Annotated in this window: 19 protein-coding genes; 12 read left to right on the top strand and 7 right to left on the bottom strand. The window is 62.9% G+C overall.

Annotated features, from left to right (window positions below; genetic code table 11):
* Positions 1-58: 58 nt before the first annotated feature.
* The 9 genes from trpB to P3T24_RS10690 all read left to right on the top strand — a co-directional run bounded on the left by trpB (position 59) and on the right by P3T24_RS10690 (position 10,219).
* Positions 59-1,252 (top strand): tryptophan synthase subunit beta, encoded by a 1,194-nt coding sequence (gene trpB, locus P3T24_RS10730; protein WP_074266605.1) that lies wholly within the window; start codon positions 59-61, stop codon positions 1,250-1,252.
* A gap of 11 nt (positions 1,253-1,263) precedes the next feature.
* On the top strand, positions 1,264-2,229 hold the full coding sequence (locus P3T24_RS10725; protein ID WP_429434453.1) for a DNA-methyltransferase: 966 nt from the start codon (positions 1,264-1,266) through the stop codon (positions 2,227-2,229).
* A gap of 106 nt (positions 2,230-2,335) precedes the next feature.
* Positions 2,336-3,151: a tryptophan synthase subunit alpha gene (gene trpA, locus P3T24_RS10720; RefSeq protein WP_429405772.1), complete on the top strand. Its 816-nt coding sequence runs from the start codon at positions 2,336-2,338 to the stop codon at positions 3,149-3,151.
* Positions 3,152-3,233: 82 nt separating this feature from the next.
* A complete protein-coding gene (gene accD / locus P3T24_RS10715; RefSeq protein ID WP_074266602.1) occupies positions 3,234-4,106 on the top strand; it encodes an acetyl-CoA carboxylase, carboxyltransferase subunit beta in 873 nt (290 codons plus the stop codon).
* A 174-nt stretch (positions 4,107-4,280) separates the two neighbouring features.
* The gene (folC, locus tag P3T24_RS10710; RefSeq protein ID WP_429434450.1) at positions 4,281-5,594 is read left to right on the top strand and encodes a bifunctional tetrahydrofolate synthase/dihydrofolate synthase; all 1,314 of its coding nucleotides are present in this window, start codon (positions 4,281-4,283) and stop codon (positions 5,592-5,594) included.
* Between the two features lie 29 nt (positions 5,595-5,623).
* The gene (locus P3T24_RS10705; RefSeq protein ID WP_074266600.1) at positions 5,624-6,535 is read left to right on the top strand and encodes an SPOR domain-containing protein; all 912 of its coding nucleotides are present in this window, start codon (positions 5,624-5,626) and stop codon (positions 6,533-6,535) included.
* A 7-nt stretch (positions 6,536-6,542) separates the two neighbouring features.
* Positions 6,543-7,037 (top strand): CvpA family protein, encoded by a 495-nt coding sequence (locus P3T24_RS10700; RefSeq protein ID WP_074266599.1) that lies wholly within the window; start codon positions 6,543-6,545, stop codon positions 7,035-7,037.
* A 111-nt stretch (positions 7,038-7,148) separates the two neighbouring features.
* On the top strand, positions 7,149-8,696 hold the full coding sequence (purF, locus tag P3T24_RS10695; protein ID WP_074266598.1) for an amidophosphoribosyltransferase: 1,548 nt from the start codon (positions 7,149-7,151) through the stop codon (positions 8,694-8,696).
* 332 nt (positions 8,697-9,028) lie between these two features.
* Positions 9,029-10,219, top strand: coding sequence for an O-succinylhomoserine sulfhydrylase (locus tag P3T24_RS10690; RefSeq protein ID WP_429434448.1), 1,191 nt, complete (start codon positions 9,029-9,031; stop codon positions 10,217-10,219).
* Positions 10,220-10,256: 37 nt separating this feature from the next.
* On the opposite strand, the gene P3T24_RS10685 is transcribed toward P3T24_RS10690, so the two are convergent.
* Together P3T24_RS10685 and P3T24_RS10680 are read right to left on the bottom strand one after the other, a co-directional pair.
* Positions 10,257-11,048 carry a helix-turn-helix domain-containing protein gene (locus tag P3T24_RS10685; RefSeq protein ID WP_429434445.1) on the bottom strand — a complete coding sequence of 264 codons (792 nt, stop codon included), beginning with the start codon at positions 11,046-11,048 and terminating at the stop codon, positions 10,257-10,259.
* A gap of 21 nt (positions 11,049-11,069) precedes the next feature.
* Positions 11,070-11,411, bottom strand: coding sequence for an FKBP-type peptidyl-prolyl cis-trans isomerase (locus P3T24_RS10680; protein WP_122157632.1), 342 nt, complete (start codon positions 11,409-11,411; stop codon positions 11,070-11,072).
* A gap of 207 nt (positions 11,412-11,618) precedes the next feature.
* Here P3T24_RS10680 and P3T24_RS10675 point away from each other — a divergent pair, with 207 nt between their 5' ends.
* The 3 genes from P3T24_RS10675 to P3T24_RS10665 all read left to right on the top strand — a co-directional run bounded on the left by P3T24_RS10675 (position 11,619) and on the right by P3T24_RS10665 (position 14,597).
* Positions 11,619-12,416: a sensor histidine kinase gene (locus tag P3T24_RS10675; protein WP_074266594.1), complete on the top strand. Its 798-nt coding sequence runs from the start codon at positions 11,619-11,621 to the stop codon at positions 12,414-12,416.
* A 102-nt stretch (positions 12,417-12,518) separates the two neighbouring features.
* Positions 12,519-13,862 (top strand): hemolysin family protein, encoded by a 1,344-nt coding sequence (locus P3T24_RS10670; protein ID WP_429434443.1) that lies wholly within the window; start codon positions 12,519-12,521, stop codon positions 13,860-13,862.
* A 12-nt stretch (positions 13,863-13,874) separates the two neighbouring features.
* Positions 13,875-14,597 (top strand): sulfite exporter TauE/SafE family protein, encoded by a 723-nt coding sequence (locus P3T24_RS10665; protein ID WP_074266592.1) that lies wholly within the window; start codon positions 13,875-13,877, stop codon positions 14,595-14,597.
* 50 nt (positions 14,598-14,647) lie between these two features.
* Here the strand turns inward: P3T24_RS10665 and P3T24_RS10660 are convergent, their stop codons facing one another.
* The 5 genes from P3T24_RS10660 to glgX all read right to left on the bottom strand — a co-directional run bounded on the left by P3T24_RS10660 (position 14,648) and on the right by glgX (position 25,458).
* Positions 14,648-16,135, bottom strand: coding sequence for a dipeptidase (locus P3T24_RS10660; protein WP_429434441.1), 1,488 nt, complete (start codon positions 16,133-16,135; stop codon positions 14,648-14,650).
* 79 nt (positions 16,136-16,214) lie between these two features.
* Entirely contained in the window at positions 16,215-19,061 is a 2,847-nt protein-coding gene (gene treY, locus P3T24_RS10655) for a malto-oligosyltrehalose synthase (RefSeq protein ID WP_429434438.1), read from the bottom strand.
* Complete coding sequence (gene malQ, locus P3T24_RS10650; protein ID WP_429434435.1) at positions 19,058-21,286, bottom strand: 4-alpha-glucanotransferase; 2,229 nt, start codon at positions 21,284-21,286, stop codon at positions 19,058-19,060. Before malQ ends, treY begins: the two co-directional genes overlap by 4 nt.
* Complete coding sequence (treZ, locus tag P3T24_RS10645) at positions 21,283-23,193, bottom strand: malto-oligosyltrehalose trehalohydrolase (protein ID WP_429434432.1); 1,911 nt, start codon at positions 23,191-23,193, stop codon at positions 21,283-21,285. Before treZ ends, malQ begins: the two co-directional genes overlap by 4 nt.
* Positions 23,194-23,241: 48 nt before the next feature.
* Positions 23,242-25,458, bottom strand: a complete 2,217-nt coding sequence (gene glgX / locus P3T24_RS10640; RefSeq protein ID WP_074266587.1) for a glycogen debranching protein GlgX — start codon at positions 25,456-25,458, stop codon at positions 23,242-23,244.
* Positions 25,459-25,461: the final 3 nt, after the last annotated feature.

Below are 25,461 nucleotides of genomic sequence, written 5' to 3'. Positions count from 1 at the left end.
CCGCCGGAGCCGGCCTCGCATGACGCGAGCGGTCCGGCACACTGAGAAGAGTGACACCATGTATAACTTGCCCGATGAACGAGGCCATTTCGGCCAATTTGGCGGCGTGTTCGTCGCTGAAACGTTGGTCCATGCACTCAACGAGCTGCGTGAAGCCTACGAAAAATTCCAGAAAGACCCCGAGTTCGTTGCTGAATACGAACGCGAACTGAAGCATTTCGTTGGCCGTCCTTCCCCGATTTATCATGCTCAGCGCTGGAGCGAACTGCTTGGCGGCGCTCAGGTTTTCCTCAAGCGTGAAGACCTGAATCACACTGGCGCCCACAAGATCAACAACGTAATCGGCCAGGCCCTGCTCGCCAAACGCATGGGCAAGAAGCGAGTGATCGCGGAAACCGGCGCGGGGCAGCACGGGGTCGCCACGGCGACCATTGCTGCCCGCTTCGGCATGGAGTGCGTGGTCTACATGGGTTCGGAAGACGTACGCCGGCAGGCCGCCAACGTGTATCGCATGAAACTGCTTGGCGCTACCGTTGTGCCGGTCGAATCGGGATCCAAAACGCTGAAAGACTCGCTCAACGAAGCGATGCGCGACTGGGTCACCAACGTCGAAAGCACGTTCTACATCATTGGCACGGTAGCGGGTCCGCATCCGTATCCGATGATGGTGCGCGATTTCCAGCGCGTGATCGGCGATGAGTGCAAGGTGCAGATGCCCGAACTGGTCGGCCGTCAGCCGGATGCGGTCATCGCGTGCGTGGGCGGCGGATCTAACGCGATGGGCATCTTTTACCCATATATCGATGACAAAGAAGTGCAGTTGATCGGCGTCGAAGCTGCCGGGGATGGCCTCGACACGGGTCGCCATGCAGCTTCGCTGATCGGCGGTAGCCCGGGAGTCTTGCACGGTAACCGCACCTATCTGCTGCAGGACGAAAACGGCCAGATTATCGAGACGCATTCGGTGTCGGCGGGTCTCGACTATCCGGGCGTCGGTCCGGAACACGCCTGGCTGCACGAAACTGGCCGTGCGCAATACGTCGGCATCACCGACGAAGAAGCGCTCAAGGCGTTCCACGATTGCTGCCGGATCGAGGGCATCATTCCGGCGCTCGAATCGAGCCACGCGCTGGCCTATGCGGCCAAACTCGCGCCGACCTTGCCGAAGGACAAGTGCCTTCTGGTGAACCTGTCGGGTCGCGGCGACAAGGACATGCACACGGTCGCTGAGCGATCGGGTATCACGTTCTGAGCGCCGCGACGATGCGCGACGAGTTCGACGAGCCGCAACCGGCGATCGACGGCCCCGAGGCTGGAGAGGCTGAGGCCGCGATGGCCGAGGCTGTGACAGCTCAAGCCGAAACGCCCCAAGTGGAAGCAACCGAGGCGCCTGCATTGGCGTCTCCGGCTGCTTTGCCTGTGGTGCCCGCCGGTATTCAGCTCTTGAACCGCGATTTTCTGACCGATGTGGCGAACCTGCCGGATGCGTCGATCGACCTGATCCTTGCTGATCCGCCGTATGGGCTCGGCAAGGACTACGGCAACGACTCCGATATGCGCTCGGGCGACGACTTTATCGCCTGGACGCGTAGCTGGCTCGAGCTGGCGATCCCGAAGCTCAAGCCGTCCGGTTCGCTGTATATCTTTTGCACGTGGCAATACGCGCCGGAAATCTTCTGCTTCCTGAAGACTCGTCTCACGATGGTCAACGAGATCATCTGGGACCGGCGCGTGCCGAGCATGGGCGGCACCACCCGTCGCTTTACGTCCGTGCACGACAACATCGGCTTTTTCGCGGTGTCGAAGGATTACTACTTCGATCTCGATCCCGTCCGCATCCCGTACGATGCCATCACGAAGAAGGCGCGTTCGCGCAAGTTGTTCGAAGGCAGCAAGTGGCTGGAGCAAGGCTATAACCCGAAGGATGTCTGGTCGGTATCGCGCCTGCATCGGCAGCATGCCGAGCGGGTCGATCACCCGACCCAGAAACCTTTGGAGATCGTCGAGCGGATGGTGCTCGCGAGCTGCCCGCCGGGCGGCCGCGTGCTTGACCCGTTCATGGGTAGCGGCACCACGGCAGTCGCTTGCGCACGTCAGAGGCGCGAATTCGTCGGCTATGAAATTAATGAAAGTTACTGCGCGATAGCGCGTGAACGCGTCAGCGCGGCCGCGCCGGTTGCGCTGACCGAACCCGCCACGCCCGTTGCGTCTGTGGATGTTGAAACCTGAGCTAACGCCCCTAAGCGCGTATGCAGCGCCGAACAGGTTGTAAAAATCAGGGAATAGGCTCCAAAAAGCAACGAACGCGCAGCTAACTCTTTTCGAGAAAATTTCCATGTCCCGTATCAAGAACACATTTGCAGCATTGGCTGCGCAAGGCAAGAAAGGACTGATCCCATTCATGACGGCGGGCGATCCGGATCCGGCTCGCACCGTCGAGTTCATGCACGCGCTGGCAGCCGGCGGCGCGGACGTGATCGAACTGGGTGTCCCGTTCTCCGATCCGATGGCCGACGGCCCGGTCATCCAGGCCTCGTCCGAGCGCGCGCTGGCGCATGGCGTCTCGCTGCGTCACGTGCTGGCCGACGTGAAGAGGTTTCGCGAGCGCGATGACAAGACGCCGGTCGTGCTGATGGGTTACGCCAATCCGATCGAACGGATGGGCGTTGAGGCGTTCGCTGCAGCGGCGCAGCAAGCCGGCGTGGACGGTGTGCTAGTGGTCGATTATCCGCCGGAAGAGTCTGTGATCTTCGCCGAAAAGATGCGATCGTCTGGCATCGACCCTATCTTCCTGCTCGCCCCCACGTCGACTGACGATCGCATCGCTGAAGTCGGCAAAATCGCTAGTGGTTACGTCTACTATGTGTCGCTGAAAGGGGTCACCGGAGCGGCAAATCTGGACGTTTCCAGCATCGCGAGTAAAATCCCCGCCATCAAGTCGCGCGTTCCCCTGCCGGTGGGCGTCGGTTTTGGCATCCGGGACGCCCAGACAGCGCGCTTGGTGGCCGAAGTCTCCGATGCCGTCGTGATCGGCAGCCGTATCGTGCAATTGCTCGAAAAAGCCGCACCGGAGACAGCCGCCGAGACGCTGACGCGTTTCATCGCGGAGATCCGCGAGGCGCTCGACGGCATTGGCGCGACCGCCCGATAACCGTTATTTTTTGTCTGCTGTAGGCTTGCGGCGGGGTTTATCCCCGCCGTTGTGCGTACCGAAGACCCAAGAAGGAATCACCATGAGCTGGCTCGACAAGCTGCTGCCACCCAAAATCAAGCAAACCGATCCGAAAAACCGTAAAGGGATTCCGGAAGGCCTGTGGATCAAGTGCCCGTCGTGCGAAGCGGTGCTGTACCGCAACGACGTCGAGGCCAATCTGCACGTGTGCCCGAAGTGCGACCATCACATGCGCATCGGCGCACGTGAGCGCCTCGACGGTCTGCTCGATCCGGAAGGCCGCTACGAAATCGGCCAGGAGATCCTGCCGGTCGATGCACTCAAGTTCAAGGACAGCCGCAAGTACCCGGAACGCCTGAAAGAGGCGATGGATGAAACCGACGAAACCGACGCGATGGTCGTCATGGGTGGCGCGATTCACACGCTGCCGTGCGTGGTGGCCTGCTTCGAGTTCTCATTCATGGGCGGCTCGATGGGTTCGGTAGTCGGCGAGCGCTTCGCACGCGGCGCGCAGAACGCACTCGAGCAGAACGTGCCGTTCATCTGCTTCACCGCTTCGGGCGGCGCGCGGATGCAGGAAAGCCTGTTGTCGCTGATGCAGATGGCCAAGACCACGGCAATGCTGACCAAGCTGTCCGACGCCAAGCTGCCGTTCATCTCGGTGCTGACCGATCCGACCATGGGCGGTGTGTCGGCGAGCTTCGCGTTCCTCGGCGACGTGGTGATCGCGGAGCCGAAGGCGCTGATCGGCTTTGCCGGCCCGCGAGTGATCGAGCAAACCGTGCGCGAAAAACTGCCGGAAGGCTTCCAGCGTGCCGAATTCCTGCTGACGAAGGGCGCGGTCGACATGATCGTCGATCGTCGCAAGCTGCGTGAGGAAATCGCGCGTCTGATGGCACTGATGTCCCGCCAGCCGGCTGACGCGGTAGCCTGAACGAACGCAGCGAACGTAACGAACGCAACTGCCACACAGGCCTTCGATGCCGTGCCACACAGCACGGCAGTGTAAAAACAGCGCGCCGCGAGAGGTCATCAAGCGGCGCGCTGTCATTTCCGGGATAATCGCGGTCTCGCGCAAGTTCGCAACACCGCCTAACCGACGCAGCAGATGACCACCACATTCCCGACTCTCGACGCCTGGCTCAAGCACCTCGAATCCGCGCATCCGGTCGGTATCGACATGGGGCTGACGCGGATCAGCAAGGTGCGCGACGCGCTGCAACTGTCGTTCGACTGCCCGGTGATCACGGTGGGCGGCACCAACGGCAAAGGCTCGACGTGCGCGATCCTCGAAACGATCTTGCTGCGCGCAGGTTATCGAGTGGGTTGCCACACTTCCCCGCATCTCCTTACGTTCAACGAACGGGCGCGGGTAAACGGCGAGGTGGCGAGCGACGCCGACCTGCTGGCGCATTTCGAGGCGGTCGAAGCGGCGCGCCTGAGCCTCGCGGAACCGGTCTCGTTGACGTACTTCGAATTCACGACGCTGGCCATCATGCATCTGTTTGCCGCGAGCGGGCTGGATGCGGTCATTCTCGAGGTGGGCCTCGGCGGACGTCTGGATGCGGTCAACATCCTCGACGCCGATTGTGCGATCGTCACGAGCATCGACATCGATCACACCGAATACCTCGGCGATACGCGCGAGAAAATCGGTTTCGAGAAAGCGGGCATTTTCCGCCCCGGTAGGCCGGCGATCTGCGCGGACCCGGTGCCGCCACAAACGCTGATTGATCATGCAGAAGCGATCGGCGCCGATCTATGGCTCTTCGGCCGCGATTTTCGCTATGAAGGCCAAGCCGGCAGCGAGCGTCAGCAATGGAGCTATGTGGGCCGCACGCTGCGCCGCTCGGCACTCGCCTACCCGGCGCTGCGCGGCGCGAATCAGCTCATCAATACCTCCGCCGCGCTGGCGGGCCTCGAGGCTTTGCGGGACCGTCTGCCTGTTTCCGCGCAGGACATCCGTCTGGGTCTGGCGAACGTCGAACTGGCGGGCCGTTTTCAGGTGCTGCCGGGCAAACCGGCCATCGTCCTCGATGTTGGTCACAACCCACATGCTGCTGCAGTTTTATCGCAGAATCTCGGCAATATGGGTTATTTTCCGTACACGTATGCCGTATTTGGCGCGATGCACGACAAGGACATCGCTGGCGTGATCGAACACCTGAAAGGCGAAGTCGCCCATTGGTGCGTAACCGGTCTGCCGAGCCCGCGGGCGGCGTCCGCCGAGTTTCTCGACGCCACCCTGCGCGAGTGCGGCGTGACGGATGGCCCCGATAGCAGCATCACGCGGTTCGAATCGCCGGCCGAGGCTTTCCAAGACGCGCTAAAACGGGCCTCGGAGAATGATAGAATCGTGGTTTTCGGCAGTTTCTATACGGTAGCCGGCGTAATGGACTACCGTAAATCGCAGCAACACTGAACGGGCGGCAGCCTCGAACCAAGCCATTCATGGGAATTTTCTCGTTCGGCAAGAAAGACGACACGCCTACCCGGCGTGGCGCAAATACGAGTTCCACCCGGGCCGCCCGTGGCGAGCGCGTGGAGCGGCGAACCACCCGCCGCACGGAACGGCCTGACGCCGATGCAATGCTGCTCGACCCTACGTTGCCTGAAAAACAGCGCGCGCGTCGCCGCCTGGTAGGCGCGATAGCCATGGTGGTGGCAGCGGTCGTGATCCTGCCCATGGTGCTGGATTCGCATCCGAAACCTGTAACGGACGATATCGCCATCGATATCCCCACCCGTCCGGCGCCCAAAGCAGCCGCTGCCGATGAAGACACCCAGGCAGGTGTCGCACCTGATAATCCGGCCCCAGATAGCGCGAATAGCGCCCTCGCAGCCTCCGGCGTAGCGCCGGCTCCGGCCGCGCCCGCTCCGACAAACACCATGACGCAGCAGGGCACGGCCGCTGCACCGGCGCAAGCCGGCAAGAGCAGCAAGTCGCAAGCGTCCGCTGTGGCGTCGACGCAAGTGCCTGCTTCGAAGAAACCGTCTAAGCCGACCCCTGCGCCGACTCAAAGCGCCGCCAACACGAACAATACGAACGCCACCGCGACCACAAGCAACCCCGACGCGGCCGCCGCAGATGCCGATTCCGGCACGCCGGCCTCGCCGCCGGGCAGCCGTTTCGCGGTGCAACTGGGTTCGTTCCCGGACGACGCGAGCGCGAAAGCCTGGACGTCCAAGTTGAAAGCAGCGGGAGTGCCCGCATATATCGAGCACAGGAAACAGGCTGACGGCACGACCCGTACGCTTCTGCGCGCAGGCCCGTTCGCTGACCGGACCGCCGCTTCGGCAGCGATTGCGAAGGTCCGTGAAGCCGGCCTGACGTCGGGCTCGAACAACGGCTCGGCACAGTAAGTCAGCGATGTTCACTGCCTTCGACTACGCTGTAATGGCGGTGATAGGTTTGTCGGCCCTGCGGGGCGGTTGGCGCGGTTTTCTGTCCGAGATATTCGGGCTGATCGGCTGGGTTGCAGCGTTTTTGATTGCCTGCCATTTCGTCGGCTATGTGGTGCCGTATATGCCCGCCAGGTGGCCGGGCGGCGCCTTGACTCAATGGCTGCTGGCTTTTGCCTTGCTGGTGATCGGCGTGATGCTGGTGGTGGGTGTCGCCAACGCGCTGTTGAGCCGGCTCGTGCAGGCGTCCGGTTTGAGCGGTGTGGACCGCTCGCTGGGTTTGATGTTCGGCCTCGTTCGCGGGGTCATCCTGGTGCTGATTCTGGTCGCCCTCGCAGGCCTGACCGAACTGCCCCAGCAGGAATTCTGGCGCAACGCCTTGTTGCGGCCCTACGCGGTCCAAGGCGTGCACGAACTGAAACCGCTGCTTCCCGAGACACTCGCTGCTTACGTCCGTGTGTGACGATCACAAGCCGGCGAGGCGTTGCAGGAAGTACGCAGGACATCGGCGCGACCCGGATGCTTCCCCGGCACCGGCCGCCGTCACGAATTTCGTACCTTTGAAGGACATGCCATGTGCGGCATCGTAGGCGTAGTTTCCCAATCTCCGGTCAATCAGCTGATCTATGACAGCCTGCTGCTCCTGCAGCACCGCGGTCAGGACGCAGCCGGCATCGCGACGGCGAACGGCAGCAATTTCCACATGCACAAGGCTAACGGCATGGTGCGCGACGTGTTCCGCACGCGCAACATGCGCAGCCTGCCCGGCAACACTGGCATCGGCCAGGTGCGGTACCCGACGGCCGGTTCCGCGTCGAGTGAAGAAGAAGCCCAACCGTTCTACGTGAACGCACCGTTCGGCATCATCCTCGCTCACAACGGCAATCTGACCAACTGGCAGCAACTGAAAGACGAGATGTTCCGCGTCGACCGCCGCCACATCAACACCAATTCCGATACCGAAGTGCTGCTCAACGTGCTCGCGCACGAACTGCAGCTCTCCACTTCCGGCCTGCAAATCGATCCGGCATCTGTGTTCAAGGCGGTCTCGGGCGTGCATCGCCGCGTGCATGGTTCGTATGCGATCGTTTCGCTGATCGCCGGCTACGGCCTGCTGGCTTTCCGCGACCCGTTCGGTATCCGCCCGCTGTGTCTGGGCAAGCAGGAAACGGCGCATGGCGTGGAGTGGATCGTCGCGTCGGAATCGGTAGCGATTGAAGGTATCGGCTTCGAATTCGTGCGCGATGTGGCGCCGGGCGAAGCGCTGTTCATCGACATCGAAGGCAATCTGCATTCGCAACAATGCGCGCCGAACGCGAGCCTGAATCCGTGTATCTTCGAACTCGTGTATCTCGCGCGTCCGGACTCGGTGCTCGATGGCGTGCCGGTCTACAACGTGCGTCTGCGCATGGGCGATTACCTCGCAGAGAAGATCAAACGTGAACTGCCGGATGTGCCGATCGACGTGGTGATGCCGATTCCCGATTCGTCGCGCCCTGCGGCAATGCAGGTCGCCAAGAAGCTCGGTGTTGAATATCGCGAAGGCTTCTTCAAGAACCGCTACGTTGGCCGCACGTTTATCATGCCGGGCCAAGCTGTGCGCAAGAAGTCGGTGCGCCAGAAGCTCAATGCGATGGCGATCGAATTCAAGGGCAAGAACGTGCTGATCGTGGACGACTCGATCGTGCGCGGCACGACCTCGCACGAAATCGTGCAGATGGCCCGCTTCGCCGGCGCGAACAAGGTCATCTTCGCCTCGGCAGCGCCGCCGGTGAAATTCCCGAACGTTTACGGTATCGACATGCCGACGCGCGGTGAACTCGTCGCCCACGGCCGCACCGATGATGAAGTCGCACGCATGATCGGCGCGGATCACCTGGTGTACCAGGACGTCGAGGCACTGAAGCAGGCTGTGCGCGACATCAACCCGGCGCTGAAGGAGTTCGAAGCGTCGTGCTTCGACGGTAACTACATCACCGGCGACGTCACCACCGAGTACCTCGACCGCATTGAAACCGCGCGTCTCGCACCGTCCGCGCAATCGGACCGCGACACCGCCAGTGAAGCAATGGAAGGTGGTGCAGCGCGCTCGCAACTGCACCTGCAACTGTCGGTGGAGTAATCCATCGCACGAGGCGCGCGGGCCATGCAGATGCACGCCGCGCGCCACGCATGTTAGGATAATGGCTTGCGTCGATTTGATCTCAGCTTGCGGACGCGGGGCAACCCAAAACAGCTAAAGCGAACGGGGGAAATGTAGCAACCGTCCGCCGCCGCTCCAGCTTTCCCCCGCACATGAAGCCCGCTTATGCCGACGCAAAGCGGGCTTTTCTGTTGCCGGCGCGTTTGACGTTCATCCAGCTTGACGATGGACGGCAAGCAATACGCGTTAAGCGCCGGTCTGGAAAACGTGGCAACACGTGACGACACGTGGAAAATGGAACTAGAACCAACATGGACGACTCCCTGAATTTCGACACCCTCGCAGTCCGCTCGGGCACGCTGCGTAGCGACTTCAACGAGCATTCGGAAGCGATTTTCCTGACGTCGAGCTTTGTGTTCACAAGCGCCGCCGACGCCGCCGAGCGCTTCAAGAATTCCGAGGACAACTACACCTACTCGCGTTTCACGAACCCTACGGTCACGATGTTCCAGGACCGTCTGGCCGCGCTCGAAGGCGGCGAGGCGTGCATCGCGACGGCCTCGGGCATGAGCGCGATCATGTCGGTGGTGATGTCGGCGTTGCAGGCTGGCGATCACCTCGTCAGCTCGCGGAGCCTGTTCGGTTCGACACTCGGCATGTTCTCGCAGATCTTCAGCAAGTTTGGCATTGTGACTACGTTTGTCGATCCGACAAATCTGGACGCGTGGAAAGAAGCCGTGCGTCCCGAGACGAAGATGTTCTTCCTTGAAACGCCATCGAATCCGCTGACCGAGATCGCCGATATCGAAGCGATCGGCAAGATTGCGAAGGCGTCGAACGCGTTGTTCGTGGTCGACAACTGCTTCTGCAGCCCGGCGCTGCAGCAGCCGTTGAAGCTCGGCGCGGACGTCGTGATGCATTCGGCCACCAAGTTCCTCGACGGCCAGGGCCGCGTGCTTGGCGGTGCGCTGGTCGGCTCGAAGCAGTTCATTATGGAAAAGGTGTTCCCGTTCGTGCGCAGCGCCGGGCCGACATTGTCCGCGTTCAACGCGTGGGTGTTGCTCAAGGGCATGGAAACGCTTTCACTGCGCGTTGAAAAGCAGTCCGATAACGCGCTGGAAATCGCGCGCTGGCTGGAAGCGCATCCGGCTGTGAATCGCGTGTTCTATCCGGGGCTGGAATCGCATCCGCAGTACGAAATTGCCAAACGTCAGCAGAAAGCGGGTGGCGCGGTTGTGTCGTTCGAGTTAAAGGGCGCCACGCCCGAAGCGCAGCGTGCGAATGCATGGCGCGTGATCGACGGTACGAAGATCTGTTCGATCACCGCGAACCTCGGCGATACGCGCACGACCATCACCCATCCTGCTACGACGACGCACAGCCGCATCACGCCCGAAGCGCGTGCGGCAGCGGGCATTTCGGAAGGGCTGATTCGTCTGGCGGTCGGGCTGGAGAATGCGGGCGATATCCGCAACGATCTGGCGCGCGGCTTGGCGGGGTAAATCTCGAGTCGTAAGTTGTTCGGGCCCGCAGCTCGGGTCAGTGGCGCACGGCGCGCCATTGACCCGGCGCAAGCCCAAAACGCCGCGTAAAAGCGTGCGTATAGGCGCTTTGATCGCCGAAGCCGACATCAAGCGCGATATCGGTCAACGAATGCCTGGGATCCGCGAGCAGGGTGATCGAGGTATCGAGCCGCAGACGCTGCAGATAGCGATTCGGCGTCTCACCGAACGCTTCGATGAACAACTGATGGAAACGCCGCATGCCGAAGCCGCAATGCGCGGCAAGATCGGCGATGCGTAACGGCTCCGACAAATGCGCGCGTAACCAGCGGTCGATGCGTGCAAAGTCGAGACCCGCGCCCAGCGCGCCACTGACCGTTGCGGACCGCGTCGTACCGGCGTCCGCCAGCATGGCCGCGCACAAACGCGCGGCAGCATCCCAGTGAAACCGCCGCGTGCTCACATCGTCAGCGGCCGGTGTGTGGCCCATCGCACTTGCGGCGATGCGATGCACAAGCTGCTTCAACGAAGCATCCACCGACACCGCCCGCGCGCGGTCAAATAAACGCTCCGGCACAGCCATCGACGCCGCGGGCAAATCGAGCACCAGTTGCCGGTTCTCGCCGATGCCCGCGTAGTCATGCTGCGCGCCAGCGGGAATCAGCCACGCCGAGCCTGAATCGATCTGCTGGCCGATGCCATCCACCGTCATCACCATCGCGCCGTCGAGCCCCAGCACGACCTGATGAAAGTCGTGCAGGTCCGTGGCTTCAATCGCACCATAACGGCGCAACGAAACGCTGGGGGCAGTGACGGCGGCGTGGCTCATCGGCAAGCAAGCGGGGAAAACTTAGACGTCGAGCAGTTCGACTTCGAACACGAGCGTCGCATTCGGCGGAATCACGCCGCCTGCACCGCGCACGCCGTAGCCGAGTTGCGGCGGAATCGTCAGCTTGCGCACGCCGCCCACCTTCATGCCCTGCACGCCTTCGTCCCAACCTTTGATGACCATGCCGCCGCCCAGCACGAACGCAAACGGATCATTACGGTCCTTGCTGGAGTCGAACTTCTGGCCGTCGGTCAACCAGCCCGTGTAGTGGACGCTGACGGTCTGGCCGGCTTTCGCTTCAGCGCCGGTGCCTTCGGTCAGATCTTCGTATTTAAGGCCGGAATCGGTAGTCACGGTCGACATGAGTTGCTCCTTGGGACAAGTCGTAAAAACCGACATTGTAGGCGTTTGAGGCGGCATCGCCCAGAACACCCGGGTTCTTGCCGGGCATGCGGCGCATGAGCGGACAGTGCGACGCATTGGCGACACAACTGCGTCCTGATTCGCGGGGGAGCGTGCCTATAATGAGGACTCTGTTCATCCATATGCACTGCCTAGAGGGCCCAGATCGTGACAACGTCTTCCACCGGAGCCGGCAGCGGCCAGCAGACCGCTTCCGGCGCTTCCTTGTCCGAACGCACTGCGCATCTGTGCGCAGAGGCTGCGCTGTTCATGCGCGACCACGTGCTGTCGCTGGTCTCGCATGATTTACGCGGTCCGCTGAATGCGATCCATAGCTGGGCGTATGTGCTCGAGCGCAAGCTCGACGCCAACGACCCTGCCGCGCAGCGCGCCATCGTCGGTATCCGTAGCGGGGTGGATCAACAGGTCAAGCTGCTGGAATCGATCGTCGATACGACCCGCGCGGGAACGCGCAACCTGGCGCTTGCCCGCTCGCCGTTTCCGCTGCAGGCTTTGTTCTCGGATTCGGCTGACGAAGTGCGTTCGGGACTCGCGAGGTCGCGCGGCGTGTCGGTCGCGTTCGACTCGGGCCTTTCCACCGAGCAGTTCAGCGGCGACCGCGAGCGTCTCGCCGCGGCGCTGTGGCTGATGCTTACGTTCGCGGTCGAAGCGAGCGCGGATGGCGCCAAGGTCACGCTTGCGTCCAGTGCCGACGCCACCGCATGGCACGCGCTGGTCACCTTCGATGCAAGTCCGGCCGTCCTTGACGATCCTGCGCTCCCACACCTGCTCGAACCGTTCGCACGTACCCAGGCGCGCGCACCGCGCGAAGCGGGCCGGATCGCGTGGGTGCTGGCGCTGTGCAAGCGTGTGGCCGAAGCGCACGGCGGCACCTTCGAGCAAGGCGAGATGCAGGACGGCCAACCGGCGACGCTTGCACTGCGCATTCCGCTCGCCGCGCCTTGAAGGCACAGTGCCAGGCGGCGCGCAAAGTTCGTCGCCCACCGAAACTCTTTCATATTGCTTTCGCCCCTATACTGACGACTTTTGTTGCCGGAGCCTTTTCACTTGACTCAGGTCTTCGCCCTTATTGGCGCGTTATTGCTCGTTGCGCTCAACGGGTTCTTTGTCGCGGCCGAATTCGGCCTGGTGAAGTTGCGGCAAACGCGCGTCAAGAGTCTCGCCGCGCAACACGGCGTGCGCGGCCGCTTGCTGGCGAAGGTGCATGGGCATCTGGACTCGTACCTGTCGGCGTGCCAGCTCGGTATCACGCTTGCTTCGCTGGGCCTTGGCTGGATCGGTGAGCCGGCCTTCGCGGATCTGCTGACGCCGGTATTCCGCGTGCTGGGGATCGAATCGGAGAACGTGATTCACGGCGTCTCGCTGTTCTTCGCTTTCTCGTGCATTTCGTTCCTGCATATCGTGGTGGGCGAACTGGCGCCGAAGTCACTGGCGATCCGTCAGTCCGAGAGGCTTTCGCTGTGGGCTGCCACGCCGCTGTACGCGTTCTACTGGACGATGTATCCGGCTATCTGGGTGCTCAACACCAGCGCCAACGCGGTGCTCCGTCTCGCGGGCCTGACGGCGGATCATGGCGGCGACGCGCATTACTCCACCGAAGAACTGAAACTGATCCTGCGTGGCCGCCATGCCAATATCGCACCCGGCGTGGGCGCGACTGAAGGCGCGTATAGCCAGGACGAATGGAACACGATCGCGCATTCGCTGGACTTCTCGCGCATGACGGTTTCCGATCTGATGCGGCCGGCTCACGAGATGGTTGGACTGCGACGCGATCTGCCGTTGCGCGAAAACATGCAGGTGGTGGCGCGGCATCGCTTCAGCCGCTATCCGCTGTTCGAAGACGACTCAGGCGAGCGCGTGGCCGGCATGATCCACTTGAAGGATCTGCTGTTGGCACGCCAGGCAGGGAGCACGCTCGACGATCTCTCGAAGTATGTGCGCCCGGTTCAGTACGTGAAACCGGATATGCCCGCGCTTGAGCTGTTCCGACGGTTCCGCAAGGGCGCGCCGCATATGGCGCTGGTAGGACACAAGAACGCGGCGCCGATCGGCTTTCTCACGCTCGACAATCTGCTTGGCGCGCTCGTCGGGCAGATTCACGACGAATTCCGCCAGGGCGATGCCGACTGGACGCGGATGGACGACGGCACGCTGATGGGCAAGGGCAGTCTGCCAGTGGTGTCGCTCGAGCGGGCGTTGGGGATCGATATTGACGAGGGGCGGGCCGAATCGGTCGGCGGTCTGGTGATCCAGGCGCTCAACGATATTCCAACGGAGGGTAAGCGCGTGGAGTTCGATCGCTTCGATATCGTCGTCAAGAAGATGAAGGGGCCGCGCATTCTGCTGGTGCGGGTTTATCCAAAACACTTTGATGACGAGGGCGGTTAAGGGGCGCCTGCTATGGGATATCTGCTTGTACTGGGCGTAGGTCTGCTGGCGGGCATGCTAAGCGGCGTGATCGGCACAGGTTCGTCGATGATGTTGATGCCCGTGCTCGTCATGCTGTTTGGTCCGCAGCAAGCGGTGCCGATCATGGCGATTGCCGCCATCATGGGCAATCTCGGCAAGGTCCTCGCGTGGTGGCGTGAAGTCGACTGGCGAGCCTGCGCGGCATATTGCTCGACTGCGGTGCCGGGCGCTGCGCTTGGCGTGCGTACGCTGCTGGCGTTGCCGCCTCATGCCGTCGAACTCGCCCTTGGCATCTTCTTCCTGGCGATGGTGCCGACACGGCGCTGGCTCGCGCGCCGTTCCATCAAGTTCTCGCTGTTGCATCTCGCCTTGATTGGCGGCGTGGTGGGCTTCCTGACGGGCATCGTGGTTTCGACCGGGCCGATTACCGTGCCGGTATTCATGTCGTACGGGCTCGTGAAGGGTGCGTTTCTCGCCACTGAGGCCGCGGGTTCATTGGCGGTGTACGGCACCAAAGTCGCTGTGTTCAAGCACTTTGGCGCGTTGCCCTTGCATGTGATATTCGATGGCCTGATTACAGGTTCGGCGCTGATGGCCGGCTCGTTTGCCGCGCGCCACGTGGTGGTGCGCATGAGTCCGAACACGTTCAAGCTGGTGGTCGACGGGTTGATGTTGTCCTCGGGTCTGTCGCTGCTGTGGGCGGCCGGGCGGTAGACGGTAGCCCTGCAACGTGAGGCAACGGCCGCGGTCGACGCTTGCCGCCTTCAACCAACAGAAGCCTCGAACACCCGCCGGTAATTGGCGCCGAGAATCATTCCCACCTCGTCTTTGCTGAAGCCCTCCGCCAACAACGCATCGGCCAGCGACGGCAGTTGCTCATAGCTGCGAAACACCGGCGGCAAGATGAAGCCGAGCATATCCGAGCCTAACCCGACATGTTCGACGCCCACCACATCGGCCATGCGTTTGTAGCCGTGCGCCATGGCCTGCAGATCGGCGAACGTTCCTGAACTCGGCCACACGCCGATCACGCCGCCGGTGCCTGCGATCACGCGCGCATGGTCCGGTGTGATAAGACGGCTACGCGCTGATGGGTGAGTCGCCAAGGCGGTATGCGAAAGGATGAGTGGCTTCGTCGTCGTTTCGGCGGCGCGCTTGACCAGATCGTAGGTACCGTGCGCAACGTCCACGACAATGCCTAGCTGGTTGCAACGGCGCACCACGTCCGCGCCGAAGTCGGTCAACCCGCCGTGCACCGGCGGCTCGGTCTGAATATCGCCAAGTTCATTGACCCGGTAGTGCGTGAGTTGCAGATGGCGCAGTTGATGCAGCGTATAGGCTTCATCGACGCGATCGACTTGACCTTCCAGAAAGTCCGCACCCTCAGCGGCGATGATGACACACGGACCTGCTTTTGCGTTAGCAGACAGCGACGCCGTGTTCGTCACAACCTGCATCTGCTCGCGTTCAACCAGCTCATGGGCACGTTTGAATTCGGCTTGTCCGAGAGCATATAGTTCGCCATCCTGAGGAATGCGCCATGCTTCGATACGCTTGTGGTCTGCAGTTACGTGAGTCACTGTAGTGTCGGTGACGATGGCGAGACAGATGACGTTCATGCCGCCGGCGCGCATCGGCGCTGCGAGGGGAAGAAAAGGGCGGTTAGCGCCGATCGCCGGATCGCGCGAGACAATCACGCGTCCGGCGTGGCTGTGCATGTCCATGGTCAGCGTGTCGGGAGTGCGCCAGGCGAGCGTGCTATCCGACGCTCGAGCAGCGCTCGACGCAGCGGCGTCCGAAGCCCCGGCATGGACTGCCCCAGCATCCGGTTTCTCGGTGTAACCGGCGAAGCGCCCAGGCGCGCAGGCCGCGAGCCCCAGCGCAGCGCCTGAAGCGAGAAACGCGCGCCGACTCGCGCTGCGCGGTTCACGTTCAGGCTGCAAATCGAGTGGTGTGGCATCAATGAGTTGATAGCGCCAACCCGCAGGATCGTCGATCAGTCGCTGCAAGCGCCCCGTGAAAGTGACGGCATGCTCCTGCGGCGCGCAAGGCGCGGCCGCATACACCTCGATGGACGACAGCGGATCGCGCGGCAAACAACCGCCGCAGCAAGGAGCATCCGCCGCCAAAAGAAAATAGTCGGCTTTATCCGCTGTGGCGTCGAGCGGGATCATCCAGCCGGATAGTTCGACGATCGCGCCGTGCAGTGCATCGGCTTCGCCGCTACGGATACTCGACCAGTCCAGCGTCATAGGCTTTCTCGCAGTCAAGGTTGCAAGGTGGCCGTTAGACTCGCCGATGAGCATCAGTTGGCTCTGGCGTGCCAAAACACTAAGCTCGCGGCACCCCGTCCTCTACCAGCACGGCTACCGGCATCGTCGCCAGTGCGTCGCGCAGATAGAGCACGCCATTGTCCTCGACTTTGGGCGCGGCGGTGCTCATCCAGTCGAACAGCGCACGTGATGTTAACTCATCCGGCATCGCGACCGCAGTATCGTCCCATTGTGCCGCATCGACGAGGGGTAAATCGCTATCTGCGTCCAGCAAACCCGCAGCGAGATGCGTGACGATGATCACGGCCCAGGCGTTGTTATGCCTGCGCGCAAACGCGACCACGTGTGCCGCGTGCTTGCCCGTGACCGTCAGCGGCAGATACGCGCCATCGCTCAGTAACGAGGGCAGATGCGCGCGCAACGACAGCAAGCGCTGTATGACACCCAGCTTGACCCGTCCGCTGCGCCAGTCAGGCAAAAACTCCGACGGCGGCGTCTCAACGAGCCACGCTTGGCGCTGTGCAAAATCGACGGGACGCCGGTTGTCGGGATCGACGAGGCTGAAATCCCACAACTCGGTGCCTTGATACAGATCCGGGACGCCTGGTGACGTGAGCCGGAGCACGGTCTGCTGCAGGCTATTGATCGCACCGGCCTGGCTAATGCGTGCCACCAATCCGGAGAGCTCGCTCAGGAAGCCGTCGCGCCGTTGCGGTGCGAGGATGTCGAACAGGAAATCGCGGCACGCGTTTTCATACGCTTCGTCAGGCGCAAGCCAGGACGTGCGCAGTTTCGCTTCGCGCAGTGCCTTCAACTGCCATTGCGCGACCCGTTCAGCCAAGGCCTTCACGCCGGCTTCGTCGTCGGGCGAAAGATTGGGCGGCCAGCAGCCCACCAGCGTTTGATACAGCATCGCCTCGGCCGCTGGACCGGGCGCCCAGTCGTGGTCCATGGTGCTTACACTGCCCTCGGGCGCGCGGCGCTGTGGCGCGTTTAGCGTCGACCATGCGCGCAGCGTTGCGCTCCAGTCCTGAGCGATTTCGCTGAGCACTGCAAGACGGGCGCGTACGTCCTCGCCGCGTTTGTGATCGTGCGTAGCGGTCGCAAGCATCGCATGCGGGAAACGTCGCGCGCGTTCGAGGTTGGATGTATGAAACTGATCGACCGAAATGGCGAACTCAGCCGGGTCCGAACCCACCTCATTGCGCGACAACAGGCGCCCATAGCGATAGCACGCCGTATCCTCGACCGCTTTTGCGGCCACAGGCGCAGTCAGTTGCGAAAATAACGTCTGCGCAGTGCGTCGCGACGATCCCGAGTGACTGAGCGGCGCGTTGTTCGAACCAGGCTGCGCGTTGGCGGCTGAACGAACCGGCGCGGCGTCTTCAGCTGCGCTGCCGCCTAACCAGGCGTCGACCTGTTCCAATGTGGCGTGATCGGCAGGCGAGAGCGTCTGCTTCGCGCCAGCCAGCGCCTGGTTGTAATAGACGTTGTCGGCTTCGGTACGCAGACCGTTCTGCGGATACACACGATACACGGGGAAGTGCACCACGAGTTCGGTCAGCACGCGGCGCAGCGCGGTGAACGTGAAGTCACGCGTACCAAGCGAATCGCGCGCGATCCGGTGCAGCGCCCGCGCTGCGCGGTCCAGTTCTGCCGAGAGGTTCTCCGCGAGAATCTTGCGTCGCGCCATCATCGCTTCATCGGCGAAATCCACACTTCTTCCGCTCAGCTCGGCCCATGTCGTAGCGAGCGGTTCGGCGCCGGCCGGATCGTGCAAAAGCGCGCCGACGTCGGTCATAAAGTCGTAGCCGGTCGTGCCGTGGACGGGCCAGTCGTCGCGCAACGGCTCGCCGCGCGCGAGGATCTTCTCGACCACGATATACGGTTCGCCTTCGCGCAATTCGTTGAGCCGCTGCCGCAGCCGCTGGCAGTACTCGCGCGGCTCCGCAAGGCCGTCCACGTGGTCGATCCGCACGCCGTCGATCACGCCTTCCGCGTAGAGGCGAAACGGCAGCGCGTGCGCCGCGTCGAACACTTCGGGCCGCTCGACGCGCACGCCTGCCAGCGTGCTGATGTCGAAGAAACGCCGCCAGTTCACTTCGTCCGACGCGGTGCGCCACCACGCGAGCCGGAAGTGCTGCCGTTCCAGCAGACGATGCAGCCGATCGCGTGTGACCGCCTCGCCGGGCGCATAGTTTGCCAGCGCCGCGTCGATCGCTGCCGTACCGTTCTGCGCGACGAATTCGCGTAGCAACTCGCACGCTTCGGCGGCGCGGGGCTGGTCTGCGGGCTGCGTGGTCAAGCCCTGAAAGCGTTCGGCGAGTGCACCCAGATCGGCGCGTTCGGCGCTTTGCAGAATCGACGCATAGTCGATCGGACAGATCGGTCCCACGTGAGGTCCATAGCTTACGTAGAAGCGTCCTGTATCGGCGGCGAAATGCAGTTCGATCCGGCCGGCCGCGAGTTCGTCGCCGTACGGTGCGCCGAGACACGGCATCAGCACCTTGCCGCGCAATGCCGGATCGGGCGAATGCCAGTCGATGTCGAAATGTCGCGCGTGGGCGCTGTGACGCCCCCACTCGAGAATATCGAGCCACCATGCGTTGCTCGATCCGCCCACACCCATATGGTTCGGAACCACGTCGATAATCAGTCCCATGCCGCGTTCGCGCAGTTTGTCGACGAGCCGTTTGAGGCCCGCTTCGCCGCCGCATTCGGCGCTCACCTGGGTGTAGTCGACCGTGTCGTAGCCGTGCATCGAACCCGGCTCGGCTGTCGTGATCGGCGACGCGTACAGATGGCTGACGCCGAGCGCAGCGAAGTATTCGACGCGTGCGAGCGCATCATCGAACGTGAAGTCCTTGTGGAACTGAAGCCGGAGTGTGGAACGCGGGACTGTCATGGTGTGTCGGGCCCCGAAGAAGCGGTGGTGGAATGGGAAGCTGAAGTGGCGGAGGCCGAAGCCGGGGTGGCAGCTGAAGCAGCGGTGCTGCGCGCCCGGTCGACCGCCAGCAGCCGGTCGCTGAAGGCCGGCTCGTCGAACAGCTCATCGATCGGCAGCACGAGACGCCGGCGCCAGTTCGGATGCTCGTCGATCGAGCCCGGCAGGTTCGGTTGATCCTCGAGCGCGAGCAGATCCTCGAGCGGATACGTGACGAGCGGCGACGGCGTCGCGGCAACGAAGGCAAGCGCTTCATCCACAGGTGCGCTTTCGGGCGGCGGCGCGGGCACATCCTTCGCGGCGACGCCTGCTTGCTGGAACGCATCCCACAGTAAAGCGCGATCCTCGGCACGCTCGGCTTGCGCCACTTCGACAGGGTCGCGGCCATCGGCGCGCGGCATGGTCTGGCCGATGCGGTTGCGCCAGGTGATGTCGGCGCCGCGCCACCATCCGGTGACGGTCGGCAGGTCGTGGGTGGTGGTCGTACCCACTGCATTGCGATCCCAGCGATTCGGCGGTTTGAAGCCTTTGCCCGTTTCGCTGCCTTCGAACCACAGCACGCGAATGCCCTCGATGCCATGCTCGTCGAGCCGTTCGCGGAAGCCCGGCGGTACTGTGCCGAGATCTTCGCCAATCACGATCGAGCGATGGCGCCACGATTCGAGCGCGATTAGCCGCAGCATGTCTTCGAGTGGATAGCGCAGATACGCGCCGTTAGCCGCGCTCTCGCCATCGGGCACGAGCCACAGCCGCCGCAGTCCGAGAATGTGGTCGATGCGCACGCCGCCCGCATGCGCAAATGCGGCGCGCAGCATGTCGATGAACGCCGAAAATCCCTGGGTGCGCATCGCACGCGGCGAGAACGTGGTGAGCCCCCACGCCTGACCGGCCTGGTTGAACAGATCCGGCGGTGCACCGACCGACACGCCTTGCAGCATGTCGTCGCGATACGACCACGCATGGCTGCCCGCGCTGTCGCAGCCGACGGCGAGGTCCGCGATCAGGCCGACCGCCATCCCCGCATCGCGGGCCGCGAGCTGGGCTTGCGAGAGTCCCTTGGCGGCGAGCCATTGCAGGAACAGATAAAACTCCACCTCATGCCGGTTCGCGTTGGCAAACGCTTCGACTTCCGTGCTGCGCGGATCGCGCAACGCTTCGGGCCAATTACGCCAGTGTCCGTTGGGCTCGGCTTGGGCAAGCTGTACCGCCTGCAACGCTTCGAAGCGCGCGTGATCTTCCAGCGAGCGGCCGCCGTGCACGCAGAACGCGTTGAATTCGAGCGCAAGCGGCGCGTCTTGAGCGCGATCGTGTACGCAGAACTGTTCGAACAATGTGCGCAGCACCTTCAGCTTCAGTCGGACCGCCTTCGGCCAGTCGATCAGGTTCAGCCTTTCCAATTGCGTCCACGTATCGCCGGCTTGGGATGCTTCAATCGCACCGCGTGCCGCTTGCGCGCCGAACACAGCCTCGACATCGATATGCGTGACGTTGAGCCACAAGCGTGACGACGGCGAATACGGACTGAAGCGCTCCGGCTCGGCGCTGAACATCGCATGCGTGGGGCTGACGGCGAGCGCGTGGGCGCCGCGCTTCGCACTTTCGACGGCGAGACGCGCCAGCGCGGAATAGTCGCCAATGCCGCCATCGCCGGTGCGGCGCAAGCCGTAGAGTTGTGCAGCCACGCCCCACAACGGCGGCATCGGCTCGTTCCGCGACGCCTGCCATGCATCCGCCACCGTATAGCAGCGTGCTGGCGCAACCGCGAGCGTGACGCGGTGATCGTTGATGATGAGCGTGTGATAGCCGGGTTCATCGATCGGTGACAGCAGCGCCGCTTCGCCTTTTGGCGCCGTGAAGCGGCCATCGATCTGCGAACCGCTTTCGAGTTCGATCCGATAGTGGCTGCCGGATTTGATCGCGGCCAGCGGCAGCGCGATGCCCCGCTCGCATTCGGCGGTCATCAGCGGCGGCAGCTTGCGGCCGGACAGTTCTGCTTCGAGCGCCGCGGTGCTCTGGCGCGTCTGGGTCGCGTTGCCGCACGGCAGACCCATGCGGTCGAGCAGCACGGAGAGCGTGCTTTCGGGTACGCGCTGCGTAACGTGGTGCGCATTTTCCCATTCGACTTCGAAGCCGGCGCGGGCGGCGAGGTTGTCGATCGAACCGGCAGGGCGACGAGCGGGGCTCATGCGTGCCACTCCCGTTCGATCACCTTGCGCGCATCGTGAGTGTTGGCGTATTCGCAGACGTCGCCAGTCATCCACGCGATGCACATATGCGACGGCAGCTGATGGCCCTCGATACGATCGCGCGCACGCGGCGGGGTCTCGAAGATCACCTTGCCTGGGGGTATGTCGGAAAGCTTCACGTCGTCGGAACCCAGATTGAGCGCAATGGAAAGCGTCTCGCCGTCGCCAAGCCGCCAGCGGGCGACAAGCGCGTTGGTGTCGCTGCCGTCCTGCGCAGTGAGCACGCTTGCACCGAGTGCTTTTGAATGCTCGAGGCGCGGTGTAATCAGCTTGGCGCGCACGGCGAGCGCGGATTTGTAGAAGTGCATCCAGTCGAGTCGTTCCTGAGCGTTAGGGTGTGCAGCGTTATCCACGGGCGGCGACGATGCGGCGAAGGTCTGCGGCGCGTTGGGGTCGGGAATCTGCGCGCGGCGTTTTTCGTCGCTAAAGGAAGCGAAGCGCGCGAACTCGCGGCGCCGTCCTTCGCGCACGGCGTCGGCGAGGTCACCCGCGTAGTCGGTGAAGAAGAGGAACGGCTGGTCGGAGCCGAATTCCTCGTCCATGAACAGCAGCGGAATCTGCGGGGATAGCAGCAACAGGGCGGTGGCAGCACGCAGCGCGTCTGGAGTGCTGAGCTTGCGCAGACGCTCGCCAAAGGCACGGTTGCCGATCTGGTCATGATTCTGCAGGAACATCACGAACGAAGTGGGCGACACGTGTCCGCTTGGTTCGCCGCGCGGCTTGCCGTCGTGGATCGGTGAAGGCTCGCCCTGGTACACAAAGCCCTCGCCAAGCACACGCGCCAGTTTGCGGATCGGCTGATCCGCAAACGCGTGGTAATAGCCTTCGGTCTCGCCGGTCAGCAAAACGTGCAGCGTGTTGTGCGCATCGTCGTTCCACTGCGCATCGAAATGCGTTTCGAGCAGACTGGCCGAGTTGTGCTCGTTTTCGAGCACCAGATGCACATGACGGCCATGCCTCACCCTGGCGCGAATATGGTCCGAGAGATCGCGCAGCCATTCGTGATTGTCGATGGCGTGCACGGCGTCGAAGCGCAGGCCATCGAAGCGATACTCGTTGATCCAGTAGAGCGCGTTATCGCAGAAGAAATCGCTGACTTCCGTGCGATTGAAATCGATCGCCGGTCCCCAGGGCGTATGCGTGCCTTCGCGAAAGAACGGCTTGGCATACTGGTGCAGATAGTTACCGTCGGGGCCGAAGTGGTTGTAGACGACGTCGAGGAACACGTTAAGACCCAGACCGTGGGCCGCGTCGATCAGCGCTTTCAACTCGTCGGGGCGGCCATAGGCCGAGTCAGGAGCGTAAGGCAGCACGCCGTCGTAGCCCCAGTTTCGCTCGCCTGGAAAGTCGTTTAGCGGCATTAACTCAATGGCCGTCACGCCCAGTTCGGCAATCGCAGGCAGACGTTTCATCACGCCGGCATAGCCGCCGAGCGTGCCGACATGCAATTCGTACAAGACGGTCTCTTCCCACGGCCGGCCATGCCAATGCGCGTGCTGCCATGTGTAGGCGCGCGGATCGATCACTTCGCTCGGACCATGCACGTCCTGCGGCTGGAAGCGCGAAGCAGGATCGGGCACGGCCAGTTCACCGTCGAGCCGGTAGCGATACAAGGTGCCCACGCCGCAATCGACCTCAGTTTCGAACCAGCCGTTACCGGTCGGCGTCATTTCGTGCGTGCCGGCAGCAGCCGGGCCTTCGATCTCTACCTGTACCGCCTTGCACGACGGCGCCCAGAAGCGAAAGCGCGTGCGCGGCCTGGCGCTCGCCGCGCCGAGCAACTGCGCGCCGAACGGCAGGCAATGCGCATGATGACGCGCATGAGGATCAATCGGACTTTCGGACATGATTCATCACCATTCGGTTTTGCTCCGCCACCTCGGGTCCGCACAACATTACGTGTGCGATTCGCCGTCGGTGGGCGACTGCGTGCCCGGATCAGGCGGCAACGCCGTCAATAGCCGCTGACCGTGTTGCGGACCCGCTTTCCAGCCGGCCTGCCAATCCGCGTCTCCTACCGCTTGCGCGGCCAGGATGACGAGGCCGTGTGCCGCCACTTCGACCTCCGGCATGGCCAGCGGATGAGTTGGCGAATCGGGGTTCGCGGTATCTAGCAGCATGCGCCATTCCAGGTGCGGCGGGGGCGGCGAAAAACGCAACGTGTCGCCCGACGCATTGAGCATCATCAACAATACTTCGGTTTCGCCATTGATTCCGGGACCGGCGCGGCGCAACGTCAGCGCGCGTCCTTCAGGGTCTTGCCAGGCCTCGATGGTCAAGGGATCGCCGCGCTCGTCGAACCAGCCAATGTCGTAGAGGCCGGGCAGCACTTCGCGGTCGCCGAACAGAAAACGCGTCTCGCGCAGCAGCGGATGTTGCTTGCGCAAGCCAATCACGCGAGCCACAAACTCGGTCATCCTGCGACCTTCTTCCGAGCCCGCGCGCTCCCAGTCGATCCATGATAATTCGTTGTCCTGGCAGTAGGCATTGTTGTTGCCGTTCTGCGTGCGGCAGGCTTCGTCGCCGGCCAGTAGCATCGGCGTGCCGAGCGCCATGAACAGCGTCGCCACTAGCGAGCGCGCCACGCGCGCGCGAGTTTCCAGAATCGCGGGATCTTCCGTGGGACCTTCCACGCCCCAGTTGGAACTGCAGTTCTCGTTATGCCCGTCGTTGTTATTTTCGTTGTTGGCTTCGTTATGCTTTTGCTCGTACGCAGTCATGTCGGCGAGCGTAAAGCCATCGTGCGATGCGACGAAATTTACCGACGCCCACGGCTTTCTGAAGCGGCGGTTAAACAGATCCGCGGAACCAGTCAGGCGCGCCGCAAGGTCGGGCCGCAGCCCTGCGTCGCCGCGCCAGAAACGGCGCACGGTATCGCGGAAGCGGTCGTTCCATTCGGCGAAGCCCGGCGGATGATTGCCGAGCTGGTAGCCGCCGGGGCCGATGTCCCACGGCTCGGAAATCAGCTTGCGTTGCGACAGGATCGGATCCTGGCGCAGCGCGTCGAAAAAGCCCGAGCCCGGATCGAAGCCCGAGTGCTCGCGGCCTAACGTCACGCCGAGATCGAAACGGAAGCCGTCGATGTTGAATTTCGTCGACCAGTAGCGCAGCGAATCCATCACCATCTGCAGCACGCGCGGATGCGGCAGGTTCAGCGTGTTGCCGCAGCCGGTATCGTTGATATGGTGACGCTCGTCGCCGGGCACGAGGCGGTAGTAGCTGGCGTTGTCGAGCCCGCGCCACGAGACCGTCGGGCCCATCTCGCCGCCTTCGCAGGTGTGGTTGTAGACCACGTCGAGGATCACTTCGATGCCCGCGGCATGCAACTGCCGCACGGCAATGCGCATTTCGTCGAGCCGGTGCGTGCTCAGATACGACGGCTCCGGTGCAAAGAACGACGCGGTGTTGTAACCCCAGTAGTTGCGCAGCCCGCGCTCCACCAGAAAGCGGTCGTTCAGGAACGCATGCACGGGCAGCAGTTCGACCGCAGTTACACCGAGCTTTTGCAGATGGTCGATGAATTCCGGCGAGGACAGTGCCGCAAACGTGCCGCGCTCATGCGTGCGCAGATCGGGCCGCAGCATCGAGGCACCACGCACATGCGTTTCGTAGATGACGGTCTCGCCCCACGGCACGTTCGGCCGTGCGTCGTGCGACCAGTCGAACGCCTCGTCGATGACCACGCACTTCGGCATGCCTGGCGCCGAGTCGCGCCGGTCGATCGAAAGGTCGAGCCGGTTCGAATGCACGCGGTAACTGAACAGCGCATCGGACCAGCGGAACTGTCCGACCAGCTTGCGCGCGTAGGGGTCGAGCAGCAGCTTGTGCGGATTGAAACGGTGTCCGTTCTGCGGCTGATAGGGGCCGTGCGCGCGAAAGCCGTAGGCGGTGCCGGGATGCGCGTTCGGCAGATAGCCGTGCCAGACCTCGTCCGTGCACTCGGGCAGCGTAAAGCGCCTGATTTCCTTGCGGCCGGTCGGATCGAACAGGCACAGCTCGATCTGCTGGGCATTGGCCGAAAACACCGCGAAGTTGACACCGAGGCCGTCCCAGCTCGCCCCTAGTGGATAGGGCGAGCCCGGCAACAGCCGGTCGGGTAATACATGCGACATGGT

This window comes from Paraburkholderia sp. GAS33 (assembly GCF_050436645.1).
In the GTDB taxonomy this organism is placed as follows: domain Bacteria; phylum Pseudomonadota; class Gammaproteobacteria; order Burkholderiales; family Burkholderiaceae; genus Paraburkholderia; species Paraburkholderia phenazinium_B.
The sequence above is the reverse complement of the archived record's forward strand: the minus strand, read 5'-3'. Positions and strand labels throughout refer to the sequence as shown.

Excerpts from the sequence above, each read along its gene's own strand:
- purF (WP_074266598.1), top strand. The coding sequence starts at position 7,149 with ATGTGCGGCATCGTAGGCGTAGTTTCCCAATCTCCGGTCAATCAGCTG.
- P3T24_RS10660 (WP_429434441.1), bottom strand. The coding sequence starts at position 16,135 with ATGACGCTGGACTGGTCGAGTATCCGTAGCGGCGAAGCCGATGCACTG.
- P3T24_RS10700 (WP_074266599.1), top strand. The coding sequence starts at position 6,543 with ATGTTCACTGCCTTCGACTACGCTGTAATGGCGGTGATAGGTTTGTCG.
- P3T24_RS10685 (WP_429434445.1), bottom strand. The coding sequence starts at position 11,048 with ATGAGCCACGCCGCCGTCACTGCCCCCAGCGTTTCGTTGCGCCGTTAT.
- glgX (WP_074266587.1), bottom strand. The coding sequence starts at position 25,458 with ATGTCGCATGTATTACCCGACCGGCTGTTGCCGGGCTCGCCCTATCCA.
- folC (WP_429434450.1), top strand. The coding sequence starts at position 4,281 with ATGACCACCACATTCCCGACTCTCGACGCCTGGCTCAAGCACCTCGAA.
- P3T24_RS10705 (WP_074266600.1), top strand. The coding sequence starts at position 5,624 with ATGGGAATTTTCTCGTTCGGCAAGAAAGACGACACGCCTACCCGGCGT.
- accD (WP_074266602.1), top strand. The coding sequence starts at position 3,234 with ATGAGCTGGCTCGACAAGCTGCTGCCACCCAAAATCAAGCAAACCGAT.
- P3T24_RS10725 (WP_429434453.1), top strand. The coding sequence starts at position 1,264 with ATGCGCGACGAGTTCGACGAGCCGCAACCGGCGATCGACGGCCCCGAG.
- treZ (WP_429434432.1), bottom strand. The coding sequence starts at position 23,193 with ATGTCCGAAAGTCCGATTGATCCTCATGCGCGTCATCATGCGCATTGC.
- P3T24_RS10665 (WP_074266592.1), top strand. The coding sequence starts at position 13,875 with ATGGGATATCTGCTTGTACTGGGCGTAGGTCTGCTGGCGGGCATGCTA.
- P3T24_RS10690 (WP_429434448.1), top strand. The coding sequence starts at position 9,029 with ATGGACGACTCCCTGAATTTCGACACCCTCGCAGTCCGCTCGGGCACG.
- treY (WP_429434438.1), bottom strand. The coding sequence starts at position 19,061 with ATGACAGTCCCGCGTTCCACACTCCGGCTTCAGTTCCACAAGGACTTC.
- P3T24_RS10680 (WP_122157632.1), bottom strand. The coding sequence starts at position 11,411 with ATGTCGACCGTGACTACCGATTCCGGCCTTAAATACGAAGATCTGACC.
- malQ (WP_429434435.1), bottom strand. The coding sequence starts at position 21,286 with ATGAGCCCCGCTCGTCGCCCTGCCGGTTCGATCGACAACCTCGCCGCC.
- trpA (WP_429405772.1), top strand. The coding sequence starts at position 2,336 with ATGTCCCGTATCAAGAACACATTTGCAGCATTGGCTGCGCAAGGCAAG.
- trpB (WP_074266605.1), top strand. The coding sequence starts at position 59 with ATGTATAACTTGCCCGATGAACGAGGCCATTTCGGCCAATTTGGCGGC.